The organism is Streptomyces panaciradicis (assembly GCF_023516615.1).
Classification (GTDB): domain Bacteria; phylum Actinomycetota; class Actinomycetes; order Streptomycetales; family Streptomycetaceae; genus Streptomyces; species Streptomyces panaciradicis.
The window spans coordinates 51,211-67,323 of record NZ_JAMGBF010000008.1 but is presented as its reverse complement, the minus strand read 5'-3'; the positions used below and the strand labels follow the sequence as shown (position 1 = coordinate 67,323).

Genomic DNA, 16,113 nt, shown 5'->3' with positions numbered 1-16,113 from the left:
CCCGTCACGGCCCCGGCGTGACGTCCAGGGACCCCGGCCGGGCGAGGGCGGCCGCCGCCGCGCGGCTGGCCGGGCGGCCCAGCGCCGCCCGTGAGGTCTCCCGCAGCAGCACGGCCGCGCGGAAGGCGGCCGTGGCGAGCGGGCCGTGCCGGCGCCGGTAGAGGCGGACGCGGTTGAGGGTGAGCAGGGTCCACAGACGGGGTGACACCTGGGAGTCACCGCCCAGATGCACGGCCTCGGCGGTCGGCTCCAGCTGGGTGGCGTAGCCCAGGTCCCGGGCCCGCAGGCAGTACTCGGTCTCCTCCGAGTACAGGAAGAACGACTCGTCCCACCGGCCGCACGCGTCCAGGCACTCCTTCGACAGGGCCATCAGCGCCCCGGTCGCCCAGTCCGCGCGCGTGGGCCGCCGGTAGGCGGCGGGATCGGTGACCAGTTCGCTCAGGGCCGGGAAGCGTCCGGCGCGGGTGTTGCCGATGACGGCCTCGCCCAGCGCCCGCAGGACACTCGACTCACGGCGCAGCGAGCGGTGCGGGGTGTCGTGGCCCTCCTCGTAGAGCAGGGGTACGGCGATGCCGACGCCGTGGCCGAGGCTGTCGAGGAGGCGCTTGGCGCAGCCCTGCCGCATCCGGATGTCGGGGTTGCAGATCAGGACGGCGTCGTACTCACCCGCCGCCGCCAGCGCCGCGTTGATCCCGGCCGCGTACCCGGCGTTGCGGCCGGTCTCGACGACCGTGGCGTTGGGGGCCAGGGTGCGCAGCACCTCCACGGTGTCGTCGGCGGAGTCGTTGTCGGCGACGACCAGCCGGTGGTCGAGGCCGGCCATGCCGTCGGGCAGCGCGGCGAGGAACCCGGGCAGCACGCCGGCGCTGTTCCAGGTGACGACGATGACGGCGACGGTGCTCATCGGGACTCCGCGAGTTGGGGGACCTTGACTTCGGACGTCGTACGAGGGGCGGGGACGGCGGCAGCGGCGGCCTCGCGGCGGATGAAGCCCAGGTAGCTGCCGCCCGCGCCCAGGGTCAGGAAGAACATCCCGGCGTACATGGGGAAGCTGAGGGCGTCGAAGGTGGCGCTGATGACGAGGGCGACCAGGGCCGAGGCGAGGAAGGCCTGCCCGAGCTCCCGGTCCGTCTCCGTGCGGGCCAGGCGCCGTACGGCACCGCCCTGGTGGATGCCGGTGACGAACAGGGCGAGCAGCGCGACCGTCCCCAGGGCGCCCGTCTCGGCGAGGGTCAGCATGTACTGGTTGTCGGTGAAGAAGTACAGGTCCGGGGTGAAGGTGCCGAACCCCCGCCCGAACCAGGGGTGTTCCTCCAGGTAGGGCACGATCGCGCTGTACTTCACGGTGCGGGCCTGGGTGCTGCTGTCGGAGTTGGACAGGAAGCTGGCGAACAGGTTGGTGATGGTGCCGATCAGGCCCGGGATGATCACCTTGAAGCCGGCCACGGAACCCAGGATCAGTGCGATCGCGGCCCAGCGGCGCTGCGGCTTCCAGCGGGGCACCATCACCAGGATCACGATGAAGGCGCCGATGATGGAGGTCCTGGACACCGTCAGCGGAAGGGCGCCTCCCATGATCGCGACGGGGGCCCAGCGGCGCATCGCGCCCGCGTGCCGGCGTACCGGGTCGAAGGCCTGGTGGACGGCGAAGGGGAGCAGGATGGCCAGCATCCCGCCGAACTCCAGCGGATGGGCGGTGGTGGAGCGCGGCCGGGTGAACGAGCCGCGGTCCATGGCGCTGATCCCGGCGGTGCTGGAGTGCAGGCCCGGGATGTGGATGGAGTCGGCGATGTTCGTCGCGGCGAAGAAGTCGTAGTAGCCGATCAGGGCGACGACGGTGCCCAGGACGACGAGCCGGCGCATCAGCGTCTCCAGCCGGCTGCGCTCCTGGATGCCGGCCGAGGAGAGCACCACCAGCGCCACCCACACCCCCAGCCCGATGAGCCCGCGGTCGGCGCCGAGGACCTCCTCGTGCGAGCTGTCCCGGGTGGCATTGGCGAGGTAGGCCAGCAGCACGGCGGCGGCCAGCAGGCACATCACCACGCGGGGCAGCCTGGTGCCCTCGGCCGGCAGGATCCGGCCGCCCAGCCAGGTCGCGAGGTACCAGAGAAGTCCCAGCAGGGCGAAGACGTTGGCGGGTGTGCCGACGCCGCCCAGCGCGGGCAGGGTGAGGTTGGAGGGCACGAAGAAGGCCAGCACGAGATAGCCGGTGAGGACCGTGGTGGCGTCCAGGCGGCGCACGAGCAGGCCCTTGGGCCGCTCGGGCGGCCGGGCACGGTGGCGCCGGGGCACGTATCCGGCCAGGGCGCGGCCGCGGCGGCGGACCACCGCGACGCCCTCGGCGAGGATGGACAGCAGGAACGCCGCGACCATGCCGACGATGACCACCGCCGCGATGCCCTGGTAGCGGCCCTTGGACTGGGAGACCGGGGTCTGCGGCAGGACGACCGGCGCGGACTGCACCGCGTACACGGCCGGCACCTTGGACGCGGCCTGCAGGGCCTTGAGCTGCTCGCCGGTGAACTTGGTGAGCGTGGTGGTCTCCCGGAGCACCTTCTGACGGTCGGTGCCGGTGACGCTCAGGGTGAGCAGCGGGCTGTCGGCCTGCGGCGCGAAGCCGACCGTGTACTGGTCGGTGACGCCGCGGGAGCGCAGCTCCTTGGCCGAGTCGCTCGACTGGAGCGTCCTGATCAGCACGTCGGCGGTGACGACCAGCGAACCGCCCGCGTTCGACAGGGGGTTGCCGAAGGTCGGCGCGAGATCGGCGATCGCCGTGGAGTCCAGGAGGGTGACGGAGCTCTGCGACTCGTAGGAGACCGGGATGGTCCGGTACAGGTAGCCGCCGGCGAGGACGCTGAGCAGGGTGAGGGGCACCATGAAGTACCAGCGCCTGCGCATGATCGCCAAAAGGTCGGCAAGGCTCATGAGAACTCCCTTTTGGTGGCGAACCGCCCGTGCGCCTGCGAGGATCGGTGCCGACGGAAGGAATCCCCGTGTCGCCTCGTGACGTCGCCGAAGCGCTGCTCCGCCGCTGGTACGTGCTGCTGCTCGCGCTCCTGCTGACGGCCGCCGGAGCCTACAAGGTGCTGCACCCGGCCCCGCGCTGGCTGAGTTCGGCGGTGGTCGTGCTCAAGCCGCCGGTGACCGGCTCCCAGCCGAACCAGCTGACCAACCTCCAGCCGCCGCTCGCCACCCTGTCGTACGGCGTCATCCAGCAGGTGGAGTCGCCCGCCGGGCGCAGGGAGCTGGCGGCCGCCGGAGTGCACGGGACGTACCAGCTGATCCCGCGCAACAGCGGCACCAGCGCGACGCCGCGCTATCTCATCCCCTCGGTGCAGGTGCAGGCGCGCCGCGGTGACGCCGTCGCGGCCGACACGGCGGTCCAGCGGGTCATCGAGGTGTACTCCCGGCATGTGGCGGCCGTGCAGGAGAAGGAGGGCGTGGCCCCCGGCGCGCGGATCACGGCGTCCGTCCTGGTCGCCCCGAGTGCCGCCCCGGTGCAGGGCAACAGGTCCCGCGCCCTGGCGGGTACGGCGCTGCTGGGCGCGACCGCCGGGCTGCTGGGCGCGCTGTGGCTCGACCGGTTCGCGCTGCGCCGCAGGCGGCGCGAGGCGGAGGCGCCGGGCACGGTCCGCCGCGCCGACGAGGTCGTGGTGGCGGGCTGAGCTGAACTGATCGCGCATCAGATACCGCGGCGCTTCCAGGACTCCCACCACAGCCACTCCCGTCCGCGCTCGGCCACGGCCGACCACACCAGCGGCTGCAGGTACGGCATGGCCGTCGGCCCGATCCGTCTGCGCAGCCGCAGCGCGCGGTACTCGGGCAGCTTGCGGTAGCCGGGCAGGCACTGCTCGGCGAACGCGACGCACTCGTCGACCGGTACGACGGCGGTGCGGCCCCGGTCGTAGGCGCGGTAGGCGCGGCGCAGGGCGTAGCGGGCGAGGCGGGTGTGGACCTGGTCGGCGAGGCGGTCGGCGTGCGGCAGCCGGTCGGCGCACTTGGTGAGCACCGAGTCGAAGGCCACCAGGCGCTGGCGCAGGTCGTCCAGCTGGCCGCCGAAGTCGACGGTGGACATGTTGTTGCCGTGGACGCGGTAGAAGGCCTGGTCGGCGCCGCGGACGTAGCCGACGTCGGCGTGGGCGGCCAGCCGCATCCACATCTCGATGTCGCCGGCGTGCGGCAGGGCGGGGTCGTAGCCGCCGACCTTCCGCTGGAGCCCGGTGCGCACGACGACCTCCGGCGAGGTGATGCAGCCGGTGCCCTCGCGGAAGCGGCGCTCCAGCCACCACTGGCCGGGGTAGACGACCGAACCGGTGCCGCGTGTCCGGGCCTTGGGCAGCGGTCCGCCGTGCTGGAAGCGCAGGGGCCGGCCGTAGGCGAACCCGGCCTCGGGGTGGGCGTCCAGAAGCCGGGCGGCCCGGACGAGCGCGCCGGGGACCAGCCGGTCGTCGGCGGACAGCAGGGCCACGTAGTCGCCGTCGGCCCACTCCAGGAGGCCCTCGTTGTAGGTGGCGATGTGGCCCTTGTTGGTCTCGTGGACGTGGACCTCGATCCGCGGGTCGGCGGCGGCGAGTTTCCGCGCCACCTCCGCCGAGTCGTCGGGCGAGGCGTCGTCGATGATGAGGACGCGGACGTCAACGCCGTCCTGCTCGTCCAGGACGCTGCTCACGCAGTCGGCGAGGAAGTGCCCGTACTTGTAGCAGGGGATCACAACACTGACGCTGCTCATCGGTGGGGAAGCCAATCCCCGCCGGTGGTCCGCGCCGTGCTGGCGCGGACCACCGACGGTGTGTGGGGACGGGTCGGTGCCGGCTCCGTCAGTTCTTCTTCTTCTTGAACGTGGTCTTGCCGGTCAGCGTCCAGCTGCGGGACTTCACCGTGTGGTGGTGCTTGTCCCGGGCCGTGACCGTGACCTTGAACCGGGTGCCGTCGGGCAGCGGCGAGGACAGGTGCACGGACACCTTGTGCGTCGACCGGTTGTAGGAGACGACGGCCGTGACATGGAGCTTGCGGGCGGCCTTGGAGCCGCTCAGCACGGTCACGGTCGCGTTCACGGTCGCCACCGGGGCCTTCTTCTGCACGGCCATGACGAGGGCGTGCGCCGCGTCGGCGGTGTGCGCCACCGAGGAGGCGGTCACCTCCGAGGCCGCGGTCTCCGACGCCAGGGACGCGGTCGGGTTGTCGGCGGTGAAGACCGGGCCCACCCAGTAGTTCGAGGATCCGTAGGAACCGTTGGGGAAGGCCGAGGTGCTGCCGTACTTGTACAGCCCGTTGTGGTGGGTGGTGGTGTCGGCCGTGGCCGTGAGCGGATAGGACTTGTGGGCCGCCGCGAAGTAGCCGCCGTCCACCGCGTAGTTGCCGTTCGGCGCGTGGTAGGAGACGACGTACCCGGTGTCCGCGGTGATGGCCACCGGAGTGGCGAAGGTCAGGGTCTGCCAGCCGGAGGCGGTCTCGCCCGTGAAGGTGCCGCTGGCGAGCAGGGTGCCGTCGTCGGTCCACAGGCTGCCGGTGTGGGTGCCCGTGTTGCCGGTGCCCTTGTAGAAGGTGACACCGGTGACCCAGCCGGCCGCGGAGGACGTGAACCGGGTGCCCAGCTCGACGGAGTTGGGGTCGGCGGTCATGTCGGGAGTGGCCGGGACCGCGGAGGAACTCCACAGCGTGCAGGGGCAGGTGACCGCGGGCGGCGTGGAACTGGTGGTGAACGACCAGGCCACCGGGTCGGCCATGGCGTTGCCCCACACGTCGGAGGCCTGGACGGACGCGGTGTACGCGGTGTGCAGGTCCAGTTCCGTCGACGGGGTGAAGGTCGCCTTGTTGGAGGCGGGGAAGGTGACGGCTCCGGGCACGGTGGCGCCGCTGGAGTCCTTCAGGGTGAACGTCACGCTGTCGGTGTCGACGGCCGAGCTGAAGGTGGCCGACACCGGTGCCGTGATCGAGGCGTCGGTCGCCCCGGAGGTCGGCGAGGTGGAGGTGACGGTCGGCGGCGTGGTGCTGGCCGTCGAGGTGTCCAGGACCACGTCGACCCAGTAGTTGCTGCCGGAGGTCTGCGAGGACGGGAAGGCGCTGCTGGAGCCGTAGTGGTAGACGCCGTTGCCGCCGTCGGTGCCGGACTTCAGGGCCGTCAGCGGGGCCAGTCCGGCGTCGCCGGAGGCGAAGGTGGTGTCGTAGGAGTAGCCGCCGTTGGGGGCGAAGTAGGAGGCGACGTAGGTGGTGTTGGCCTTGACGGTGACCGGGGTGGAGAAGTTCAGCTGCTGCCAGCCGGAGGCCGTCTCGCCCGTGAAGGTGCCGGTCGCCAGGCGGGTGCCGGACGCCGTCCACAGGTTGCCGATGTGGGTGCCGGTGTTGACCGGCGACTTGTAGAAGCGGACCCCGGTGATGGAACCGGCCACCGTGGTACGGAACTTGACGCCGAGCTCGACCGAGCCGCCGTCGCCGCCGTTGACGGTGCCGGGCACGGCGGAGGCCGGCCAGATGGTGCAGGGGCAGGCCTGGGGGCCGACGGTCAGCGGGACGGTGGTGACGGCGCCCATGTTGACGCTGTCGTCGACCGCGCGGACCTTGACGGACGCCGGACCAGGAGTGGTCGGGGTCCAGCTGAAGCTCCAGGACGTCAGGCCGGTCGCGGCCTTCCAGGTGGTGCCGCCGTCCGTGGACACCTCCACGCGGGCCACGACGCCGCCGGAGTCACTGGCGGTGCCCTTGACGGTGACCGGCTTCAGGGCGGGCACGGTGACCCCGGAGGACGGGCTCGTCACGGTGACGGACGGGCCGGTGGTGTCGGTGGAGGCCGTGCCGGCGACGAGGTTGCTCTGCCGGGTCAGCGGCTGGACGCCCATGTCGGCGAGGATGTTGACCGTCGCCTGCTGCATCCGGGAGTCCTCGGTGACCACGGTGTCGGCGGGGTTGTAGGTGGGGACGTTGGTCAGGCCCCACGACCACTGCACGGTCCCCGCGCCGAACACCAGCGCCCCGGAGTCCTGGTCGCGGAACTCGACGAGGTTGTGCGTCGCGGTGCCGTTGCCGTAGAGGTTGCCCCAGTCCTGGCGGAGCTTGCCGTCGTTGATGTCGACGGTCGTGGACGACACGTCGATCGCGCCGGCGGGCCGGGTGCTGTTGTCGAGGTCGCTGTCCCACTCGTAGCCGAGGGTGCCCGTCGGGAAGGTGGCGGTCTGGCCGGAGGTGAGGTTCGCGATGGAGGTGTTGCGCCAGATGCGGTTCTTGCCGTACGAGCCGGGGACGGTGATGGCGTCGGCGCGGTAGCCGTTCACCGTGAACATGGAGCCGGTGAGGATGTTCGGCGGCTGGTAGGTCTGGCCGTAGTCGGTGCTGGCCGGGTCCATCCAGGTGCCGGTCCACACCCCGCTGGGGTCGGCGATCCCGTTGTTCTGCGCCATCTTGGTCATCTTGTAGCAGACCAGGGTGCGGTCGGCCGTGCTCGTGCCGTCGATGCTCGGCGCGAGCCGCGTCTTCCAGAACACCTCGTTGCCGCTGAAGAAGGCCTCCCGCACACCGGCCTTGCGGGCCGCCAGGACGTTGGAGTACTGGCTCTGCGTCCAGTACTCGTCATGGCCGGACGACATGTACACCTTGTGCTTCTTCAGCAGGGTGGCGCCGCCCGAGGACGACACCTGCACCCCGGAGGTGTAGCTGACGTCGTAGCCGTTGCGCTCCAGCCAGGACAGCATCATGTACTCGGAGCCGTAGATGCCGTTGTCGCCGCCGATGTCCAGCGGACGGTTGTAGCTGACCTCGTAGGCGCGGCCGTCGGGCGCGGGCCCGGTGCCGCCGTACAGGTCCTGGCCGCCGTAGTCGTTGTACGCCTGCCAGGTCTGGTCACTGGTCTGCACGACGATGTCGGAGGTGCTGGCGTCGTTGCGCACCACGAACGGGTATGGCATCAGGCCGTCGCCGTCGGTCTGCGTGATGTTGGCGATGTACAGGCCGGACACGGCGTCGCTGGGCACGGTCCAGGTCGCGGTCACCGGCCAGTTGCCGCAGTCGACCAGGCCGGTGCTGCTCTTGGTGGTGCAACCGGCGGCCTTGGAGGTGTAGTTGGCGGGGTAGGTCTGGGCGGCCTGGGCCGCGGTCGACATCTGCCGGGCGCCGTCGCCGCCGTACCAGCCCAGCCGGTAGATCTGGATGTTGTACGACACCGGCGACTGGACCTTGAACTGGACGGTGTCGCCCGCCTGGACGCTCTCCTTGGTGGTGAAGCCCTTGATGTCACCGTAGGCGTTGGGCGAGAACCAGTCGGACTTCGGGCTGCCCGTCTTGGAGTTCTCGCAGACGACGGCGTTGGAGCCCGACCCGCAGGGGTCGGATGCCGCCTGGGCGGACCCGGCCAGCGGGAGCACCGCCAGTATCAATGCCGCTATGACGGCGAGGCGACCGCCTCTGATCCGTCTGCTCCATCTTTTCATGCGTACCTCTCAGCGGTGCTGTGCAGGACCGGCCCGCGGGCCGGCGGTAAGGCGTGGGGGGCGGTCAGATGCCGAGCGCGTCGGCGAGCGCGTCGACGACCCGCTGCTGCTGCTCGGGCGTGATCTGCGGGTAGAGCGGCAGCGAGAGGATGCGGTCCGCTGCCTGCTCCGCGTTCGGGAAGTCGCCCCGGCGGTGGCCGAGATGGCGGTACGCGGGCGTGAGGTGGACCGGGGCGGGGTAGTGCACGCCCGCGCCGATGCCCTCCGCGTTGAGCTTGCCGACGATGTCGTCCCGGTCGGCGCCGACGACCTGGACGACGTACAGGTGCCAGACGTGGACGTTGCCCGGCGCGGTCACCGGCAGGACGACCCGGCCGGCGTCGGCCAGGTGGGCGAGCAGCTCGTCGTAGCGGGCGGCGGCCGCCCGGCGGGCCGCGTTGCCGTCGGCCAGCCGCGCCAGCTTGGCCCGCAGGACGACGGCCTGCAGCCCGTCCAGCCGGCTGTTGAACCCGGCTACGTCGTGGCGGTACTTGGCGACTCCGCCGTGGTTGGCGATCGCCCGCACCAGCCCGGCGCGTTCCTCGTCGTCGGTGAGCACGGCGCCCGCGTCGCCGTAGGCGCCGAGGTTCTTGCCCGGGTAGAAGCTGGTGGCCGCGATGCCGCCGCTGCCCGGCGCACGGCCGTCGCGGGTGGCGCCCTGGCACTGGGCGGCGTCCTCCACCACCGTCACGCGGTCCGGCAGTCGGTCGGTCAGGGCCGTCACGTCGGCCATCTGGCCGTACAGGTGCACGGGGACGACGGCGCGGGTGGCCGGGCCGACCGCGTCCAGCGCCGCCTGCGGGTCGAGGAGATGGCTGCCGGGCAGGCAGTCGGCCAGGACCGGGCGGGCGCCGATCCTCGCCACGGCGCCGGCGGTGGCGATGAAGGTGTTGGCGGGCACCACGACCTCGTCGCCGGGGCCGACTCCGCTCGCGCGCAGGGCGAGTTCGACGGCGTCGGTGCCGTTGGCTACGCCCACGCAGTGCGTGACGCCGCCGAACGCGGCGTACTCGCGCTCGAATCGGCGGACCTCCTCGCCGCCGACGAACGCGGTGTTCGCCAGGACCCGGTCGAATCCGGCCCGTACCTCGTCGGCGACCTCCTCATGGGCCGCCTTGAGGTCGACAAGCGGAATCTGGTTCATGTCAGCGGTCCCCCCACTGTCGGTACTGCGAGTTCGTCGAGCGCGGGCCCCTCCGCCGCGCGCAGCCGCCGGGCCGGGCTCCCCACCCAGACCTCGCCCGGCGGAACGTCGCCGAGCACGGCACTGCCCATCCCGATCAGCGACCAGGCGCCGACCGTCGTGCCCTCCCTGACCAGCGCGCCGGAGCCCACATAGGCCCCCCGCTCCAGCCGCGCGCCGCCGCCCAGGCGTACCCCGGAGGCGAGCGTCGCGAAGTCCTCGACCACGTCGTCGTGGGTGAGGACGACCTGCGGCATCACGGCGACGTGCGCGCCCACCCGGACGGCGGCGGTCAGCGCGCAGTGCGCGAGCAGCACCGAGCCGGGGCCGACCCGGGACGAGCGGGCCACCGACGCCGTCGGGTGGATCACGGTGGCGTAGCGGTCCGCGGGCAGGGCGAGCCTGCGGACCAGGCGGGCCCGGGCCGCGTAGTCCCGGGGGTTGCCGACGCAGACCACGGCCCGGGCCGCGGGCAGCCGGTGGATGAGGTCGCAGCCGCCGAGGACGGGGACGCCGTCCACCTCGGTGCCGTGCAGGGCCGCCTTGTCGTCCAGGTGGCCGAGCAGCTCGAAGCCGCCCGCGTCCCGTACGGCCTGTGCGGTCTCCCGGGCGAAACCGCCCGCGCCGATGATGACAAGTCCGGTCATCTTCGCGCCTGTTCGCGCAGGACGGCCACGACCCGGTCCTGCTGGTCCTCGGTCATGGTGTGGAACAGGGGCAGGATCAGCGAGTCGCCGGTGAGGCGTTCGGTGACCGGCAGCGGTGCGCTCGGGTGGTCCGCGTAGGCGGGTTCGAGGTGGGCGGCCATGATCCCGCGCCGGGCGGAGACGCCGGCGGCGGCGAGCGCGGCGAGGAGATCGTCCCGGCCGACGGGGAAGTCCTCTTCCAGCAGCACCCAGTAGGACTGGAAGTTGCTCTGCCCGTGCTCGGGGTCGCGTACGGGGGTGAGGCCGGGGATGTCCTGGAGCAACGCGGCGTAGCGGGCGCCCAGTTCGCGGCGGCGGGCGATCATCGTGTCGAGCTTGCCGAGCTGGACCAGGCCGACGGCGGCCTGGATGTCGGTCATCCGGTAGTTGAAGCCGACCTCCAGGTAGCTCTCCAGGACCGGCTTGTCGCTCGCGTGGCGCTGGGCCGCCGAGGCGTTCATGCCGTGCTCGCGCAGCCGGCGCAGCCGGGCCGCCCAGTCGGCGTCGTCGGTGGTGATCATGCCGCCCTCGCCGGTGGTGACCACCTTGCGGGGGTGGAAGGACCAGGCGGCGAGCAGCGCGCCGTGCCCGACGGGTTTGCCGCCGACCGTGGAGCCGATGGCGCAGGCCGCGTCCTCGACCAGGGGCAGGTCCCACTCGGCGCAGGCGGCGCGCAGGGCGTGCACGTCGGCCGGGACACCGCCCTGGTGGACGGCGAGGACGGCCCGGGTGGACGCGGTGCGCACCGCGTCCACGGTGGCCGGCGTCAGGTTGCCGGTGGCGAGGTCGACGTCGGCGAACACCGGCTCGGCGCCGACGTACCGTACGGCGTTGGCGGTGGCGATGAACGACAGCGAGGGGACCACGACCTCGTCGCCGGGGCCGAGGCCGAGCGCGACGAGGCAGAGGTGCAGGGCGGTCGTGCAGGAGCTGACGGCGATGCCGTGCTCGGCGCCCACCCGCTCGGCGAAGGCCCGCTCGAACTCGGCGACGCGGGGGCCCTGGGCGACCCACCCGGACAGCACCGCGTCCGAGGCGGCCTTGGCCTCCTCCTCGCCGAGCCAGGGGATCATCACCGGGATGCGGTCGGTGCTCACCGGGCGGCCTCCCGCTCCGCGCGCCACCACTCGACCAGGTCTCTGAGGCCCGTCCGCAGGTCGATCCGCGCGGTGAAGCCGAGGCGTTCGGCGGCGTGGGAGGTGTCGGCGAGGCGCCGGACCACGCCGTTGACCGCGCGGGCGGGCCCGTGCTCGGGCTCCAGGCCGTGGGCGCCCATCGCCTCCAGCAGGCCCTCGGCGAGTTCCTTGAGGGAAGTCTCCGTGCCGCTGGCGATGTTGAAGACCTCGTCGGTGAGATCCGACTCCGCCGCGAGGACGTTGGCGCGCGCGATGTCGCGGACGTCGACGAAGTCCATGGTCTGCGTGCCGTCGCCGAGGATCAGCGGCGCCTCGCCCGCCTCGATGCGCTCCATCCAGCGGATGAGGACCTCGGTGTACAGGCCGTGGATGTCCATGCGGGGGCCGTAGACGTTGAAGTAGCGCAGGGCCACGTAGTCCAGGCCGTACATGGCGTGGAAGCTGCGCAGCATGCCCTCGTTGAAGGCCTTGGCCGCGCCGTAGAAGGTGTCGTTGTTGTACGGGTGGTGGCGCTCGGTCGTCGGGAACTCCTCGGCCATGCCGTACACCGAGGCCGAGGAGGAGGCGACGACCTTGCCGACGCCGGCCTCGGCCGCCGCCTCCAGGACGTTGAACGTGCCGTCGACGAGCACCTCGTTGGCGAGCCGGGGCTCCTCCGCGCACTGGGTGATGCGGATCGCGGCCAGGTGGAAGACCAGGTCGGCGCCCTCGGTGACCTTCCGTACGGTCCCGGCGTCCCGGACGTCGCCCTCGACGACCTCCACGACGCCGCTGGGCAGGGCCTTGGCGAGGTTGGCCCGCCGTCCGCGCACGAAGTTGTCGAGCACGACGATCTCGCGGGCGCCGCCCTCGGCCAGGAGGTCCACCAGGTTGGAGCCGATGGTGCCCGCTCCCCCGGTGACCAGGATCTTCTTGCCTCGTACGCTGCTCAAGTGCTGTTACCTCTCAGCGAATTGGGTTCCGTCAACGCCCGGCGCGCAGGCCGACGACCGCGCCCTTGAACTCGAGGCTCCGGGACGCGGCCTCGAGGATGTCCAGCACCCGCAGGCCGGCCCGGCCGTCGGTGAGCGGCGCCCGGCCCGTCCTGATGGCGTCGCCGAACTCGTCGACCATGCTGCGCAGCGCTTCCTTCTCGCCGATCGCGGGGGCGACCATGTCGCCGGAGCGGTACGAGACGAGCATCTCCCGGCGCTCGTCGGCGCCGATCTCCTGCGGTGCGGCCATCTCCACGCCGCGGTCGTAGACGGCCACCCGCTGCAGGGGGTTGAGGTCGTCCCAGAGCAGGGTGCGCTTGGAGCCGCCGACCATGGTGGTGCGCACCTTGGTCGGGGAGAGCCAGTTGACGTGCACGTGGGCGATGGCCCCGGTGCTGAGCGTGAGCGTCAGATAGGCGACGCAGGCCTGTCCGGCGCCGATCGGGTCGGCGCCGTGGGCGGCGACGGCGACCGGCTCGACGCCCGCGGGCAGGATGAAGTCCAGGATGGACAGGTCGTGCGGGGCCAGGTCCCACAGCACGTCGATGTCCTTCTGCACGAGCCCGAGGTTGATGCGGACGGAGTCGACGAAGTGGATCTCGCCGAGGTCGCCGCCGTGGACCATCTCGCGGATACGGCCCACCGCGGGCGTGTAGCAATAGGTGTGGTCGCACATCAGGGTCAGGCCGCGTTCCTCGGCCTCGGTCACCAGACGCAACCCGTCGGCGTAGGTCGCCGCGAGCGGCTTCTCCACGAGGACGTGCTTCCCGGCGCGCAGGGCGGCCAGGGCGATGTCGAGATGGGTGCCGGCCGGCGTGGCCACGGCGACGGCGGCCACCTCGGGGTCGGCGAGGACGGCTGCGTAGTCCGCGGTGGCCTCGACCGTCGAGTAGCCGCCGAGGACCCGGCGGGCCCGCTCCACGTCGAGGTCGCACAGCCACCGCAGCCGGAACCGCTCGCTGGCCTGGAAGTTGCGTACGAGGTTGGGGCCCCAGTAGCCGGCGCCGACGACGGCGACCCCCAACGGCTCCTGCGTCACTGTCTTCCTCTTCCTGTGGTCCTTCAGTGGGCGGTCCATCAGTAGGCCCCCGTTCCCCGCACCACCGCGGACCCGGTGCGCGCCAGGATCGACAGGTCGAGGCCCATCGACCAGTTGTCCACGTATCCGAGATCGAGCCGGACGGCCTCGTCCCAGGGCAGGTCGGAGCGGCCGCTGACCTGCCACAGACCGGTGAGGCCGGGCTTGACCAGCAGCCGCCGCTTGATGTCCGAGGTGTACTCCTCGACCTCCTCGGGCAGCGGCGGGCGGGGGCCGACGAGCGACATCTGGCCCCGCACGACGTTGATGAGCTGCGGGAGTTCGTCGATCGAGCTGTGCCGCAGGAAGGAGCCGACCCGGGTGATCCGGGGGTCCTTCTTCACCTTGAACAGCAGGCCGTCGCTGTTCTGGTTGAGGTGCTCCAGTTCCGCGCGCAGCGCCTCGGAGTCGGAGCGCATCGTGCGGAACTTGAACATGGTGAACTGGTCGCCGTACCGGCCGACCCGCTGCTGCCGGAAGAGCGCGGGGCCGGGGCTGTCCAGCCGGACGACCAGGGCGATCAGCAGCATGGGCAGGGCGAGGAACAGCAGCAGCGCGGCCGCGAGGGAACGATCCAGCAGTTCCTTGGGCAGCCGGGCGACCCGGGAGAGGTTCGGGGGCTTGATCCGCATCAGCGGCACCCCGTTGGTGGGCCGTACGGCCAGGCGGGCGGCCGAGACGTCGGTCAGCACCGGGGCGAGCAGGAAGTCGACGCCCTGCACGGCCGCGGTCCAGGAGATCCGGCGCAGGACGGAGGCGTCGAGCTCGGGGGCGGGCAGCACCACCACGGTGCTGATGCCCAGGGCGCGCACGACGTCGTTCATGTCGCCGACCCCGCCGAGCGCGGGGACTCCCAGCCTGCGGATCTGCGAGGCGTTCTCCGGGTCGGTCAGGCAGACCCCGGCGGCCTGCAGCCGCGGGGTGCCGCCGCGCCGCAGGACGGCGATCAGCTCGGCGACCGCGTGGGCCGGTCCGACCAGGAGCGTCGCGCTTCCGTCGGGACTGCGCGCCCATCGCCGGTGCAGTCGGCGGCGCAGCCAGTACCGGCCCGCGAGGGCGAACACGGCAGCCGGTGCGGCCGCCATGATCATGTCATGGAGGAGTCCCGCGTCGTGCCGGAACAACCCGTACGCGAGCGCGGCCAGGGCCGGCAGCGCGACGGCCCCGCGGAGCACCCGTCGGTACTCCTCGGCGCCCAGGCCGAGCACCCCGCGGTCGTAGGACCGGTGGGCGAGCATGGCCACGATCCAGGTCGGCGGCAGCACCAGGGCGACCGCCCACCGGCCGTAGACCGCGTGGACCAGGAAGGCCGCGGCTGCGGCTGCGAAGCCGTCCGCGGCCAGGAGAAGAATCCGGTGCTTCTGTTCCCCACGTCTTCGGCGAGCTGGTGGACGTCTGTGATCCACACCAACTTGCTCATGCGTGACCTCAATGGTCATGCGCCCCCCACCACATGCGCGGTACCCCTGACCGAAGCACCCTCGAAGAGAGGGCGCTGGAAAGCGATGGGAGCTTCGGCGGTTCCCCAACCGCCTCATGCACCCAGCATGCTGGCTACTGATTGATCAAAACGTGTCACTCAGCCGTACCGTGACATGCAGTCAAGAACAAGTTCCCCACCCAAACCGGTCCGGCGGCCATCAATCTAGACCACGCGGCGCAGTGTCGGGAACAGTTGGACGAAACACATGTCGCAATAGTGACACCGGCGGCATACTGCCCGCGTGACGAGCATCGTGATCCCGGCCCACAATGAGGCGCCTGTCCTCGGCAGACTCCTCGACGCACTGTTGGCCGATTCCCTCTCCGACGACGCCCCGGACATCGTGGTCGTGTGCAACGGCTGCACGGACGACACCGCGAGCGTCGCGGCCGCCCGGGGCCCGCGAGTGCGGGTGGTGGAGATCCCCGTGCCGTCCAAGCACGCCGCTCTGCGCGCAGGTGACGACCACGCGCGCGGCTTCCCGCGCGTCTACGTGGACGCCGACGTCGTGATCACCGGCGCCGACGTGCGGACACTGACCGAGCCGCTGGAGGACGAGACCTCGGGCATCCTCGCCACCGCTCCGGAACGGCGCATTCCGCTCGCCGGCTGCGCCTGGCGGGTGCGCGCCTACTACCGGGTGTGGCAGCGACTGCCCGCCGTCCGCGAGGGGTTGTTCGGGCGGGGGGTCATCGCCGTCTCCAAGGCCGGGCACGCGCGGATCGCCGCGCTGCCCCCGCTGATGGCGGACGACCTGGCCGCGTCCCTGGCGTTCAGCGCGCCGGAACGGCGGGTGGTCGACGCCGCCGGTGTCGTGATCCGGCCGCCGCGCACCTGGCCGGATCTGATCAGGCGGCGGATCCGGGCGGCGGTCTCCACCGCCCAGGTGGAGCAGCATCGGGGACCGCAGGAGGCCTCGGCGCGCACGAGCAAGGCGGATCTGAAGGCCATCGTCCGCGAGAGACCGGGGCTCCTGCCGAGCGTCGTGGTCTTCGTCGCGGCGGCGCTCACCGCCCGGCGGGCGTCCCGAAAGGCCATCCACGCCCAGGACTTCGGCACCTGGCTGCGGGACGAGAGCAGCCGGCAGAACTGATCGCACGACCGTCGTACCAGG

At 71.9% G+C, this 16,113-nt stretch carries 12 protein-coding genes; 2 read left to right on the top strand and 10 right to left on the bottom strand.

Features of this window, described 5'->3' with window-relative positions; all coding sequences use genetic code 11:
- Positions 1–4 precede the first annotated feature (4 nt).
- Positions 5–904: a glycosyltransferase family 2 protein gene (locus tag M8J74_RS04010; RefSeq protein WP_249835097.1), complete on the bottom strand. Its 900-nt coding sequence runs from the start codon at positions 902–904 to the stop codon at positions 5–7.
- Positions 901–2,925 (bottom strand): O-antigen ligase family protein, encoded by a 2,025-nt coding sequence (locus tag M8J74_RS04005; protein WP_249835096.1) that lies wholly within the window; start codon positions 2,923–2,925, stop codon positions 901–903. The genes M8J74_RS04010 and M8J74_RS04005 overlap by 4 nt, the downstream gene beginning before the upstream one ends.
- A 68-nt stretch (positions 2,926–2,993) precedes the next feature.
- Between M8J74_RS04005 and M8J74_RS04000 the strand changes: the two genes are divergently transcribed.
- Complete coding sequence (locus M8J74_RS04000; RefSeq protein ID WP_249835095.1) at positions 2,994–3,665, top strand: hypothetical protein; 672 nt, start codon at positions 2,994–2,996, stop codon at positions 3,663–3,665.
- Positions 3,666–3,682: 17 nt separating this feature from the next.
- Here M8J74_RS04000 and M8J74_RS03995 read toward each other — a convergent pair whose 3' ends face one another.
- From M8J74_RS03995 to M8J74_RS03960, 8 genes are all read right to left on the bottom strand, one after another.
- Positions 3,683–4,729, bottom strand: a complete 1,047-nt coding sequence (locus M8J74_RS03995; protein ID WP_249835094.1) for a glycosyltransferase family 2 protein — start codon at positions 4,727–4,729, stop codon at positions 3,683–3,685.
- An 88-nt stretch (positions 4,730–4,817) separates the two neighbouring features.
- Positions 4,818–8,366: a DUF4082 domain-containing protein gene (locus M8J74_RS03990; RefSeq protein ID WP_249835093.1), complete on the bottom strand. Its 3,549-nt coding sequence runs from the start codon at positions 8,364–8,366 to the stop codon at positions 4,818–4,820.
- A 118-nt stretch (positions 8,367–8,484) separates the two neighbouring features.
- Positions 8,485–9,603: a DegT/DnrJ/EryC1/StrS family aminotransferase gene (locus M8J74_RS03985; protein ID WP_249835092.1), complete on the bottom strand. Its 1,119-nt coding sequence runs from the start codon at positions 9,601–9,603 to the stop codon at positions 8,485–8,487.
- Entirely contained in the window at positions 9,600–10,289 is a 690-nt protein-coding gene (locus M8J74_RS03980; RefSeq protein ID WP_249835091.1) for an acetyltransferase, read from the bottom strand. Before M8J74_RS03980 ends, M8J74_RS03985 begins: the two co-directional genes overlap by 4 nt.
- Positions 10,286–11,425 (bottom strand): DegT/DnrJ/EryC1/StrS family aminotransferase, encoded by a 1,140-nt coding sequence (locus M8J74_RS03975; protein WP_249835090.1) that lies wholly within the window; start codon positions 11,423–11,425, stop codon positions 10,286–10,288. The genes M8J74_RS03980 and M8J74_RS03975 overlap by 4 nt, the downstream gene beginning before the upstream one ends.
- A complete protein-coding gene (locus M8J74_RS03970; RefSeq protein WP_249835089.1) occupies positions 11,422–12,396 on the bottom strand; it encodes an NAD-dependent epimerase/dehydratase family protein in 975 nt (324 codons plus the stop codon). The genes M8J74_RS03975 and M8J74_RS03970 overlap by 4 nt, the downstream gene beginning before the upstream one ends.
- A 31-nt stretch (positions 12,397–12,427) precedes the next feature.
- Positions 12,428–13,477 carry a Gfo/Idh/MocA family protein gene (locus M8J74_RS03965; protein ID WP_249835088.1) on the bottom strand — a complete coding sequence of 350 codons (1,050 nt, stop codon included), beginning with the start codon at positions 13,475–13,477 and terminating at the stop codon, positions 12,428–12,430.
- Between the two features lie 38 nt (positions 13,478–13,515).
- Positions 13,516–14,922 carry a sugar transferase gene (locus M8J74_RS03960; RefSeq protein ID WP_249835087.1) on the bottom strand — a complete coding sequence of 469 codons (1,407 nt, stop codon included), beginning with the start codon at positions 14,920–14,922 and terminating at the stop codon, positions 13,516–13,518.
- 318 nt (positions 14,923–15,240) lie between these two features.
- On the opposite strand from M8J74_RS03960, the gene M8J74_RS03955 reads away from it, so the two are divergent.
- Positions 15,241–16,092: a glycosyltransferase family 2 protein gene (locus M8J74_RS03955; protein ID WP_249835086.1), complete on the top strand. Its 852-nt coding sequence runs from the start codon at positions 15,241–15,243 to the stop codon at positions 16,090–16,092.
- Positions 16,093–16,113 lie beyond the last annotated feature (21 nt).

Bases quoted from the DNA above. Each gene is read 5' to 3' on its own strand.
- M8J74_RS03985 (WP_249835092.1), bottom strand. From the start codon at position 9,603: ATGAACCAGATTCCGCTTGTCGACCTCAAGGCGGCCCATGAGGAGGTC.
- M8J74_RS03995 (WP_249835094.1), bottom strand. From the start codon at position 4,729: ATGAGCAGCGTCAGTGTTGTGATCCCCTGCTACAAGTACGGGCACTTC.
- M8J74_RS04010 (WP_249835097.1), bottom strand. From the start codon at position 904: ATGAGCACCGTCGCCGTCATCGTCGTCACCTGGAACAGCGCCGGCGTG.
- M8J74_RS04005 (WP_249835096.1), bottom strand. From the start codon at position 2,925: ATGAGCCTTGCCGACCTTTTGGCGATCATGCGCAGGCGCTGGTACTTC.
- M8J74_RS03980 (WP_249835091.1), bottom strand. From the start codon at position 10,289: ATGACCGGACTTGTCATCATCGGCGCGGGCGGTTTCGCCCGGGAGACC.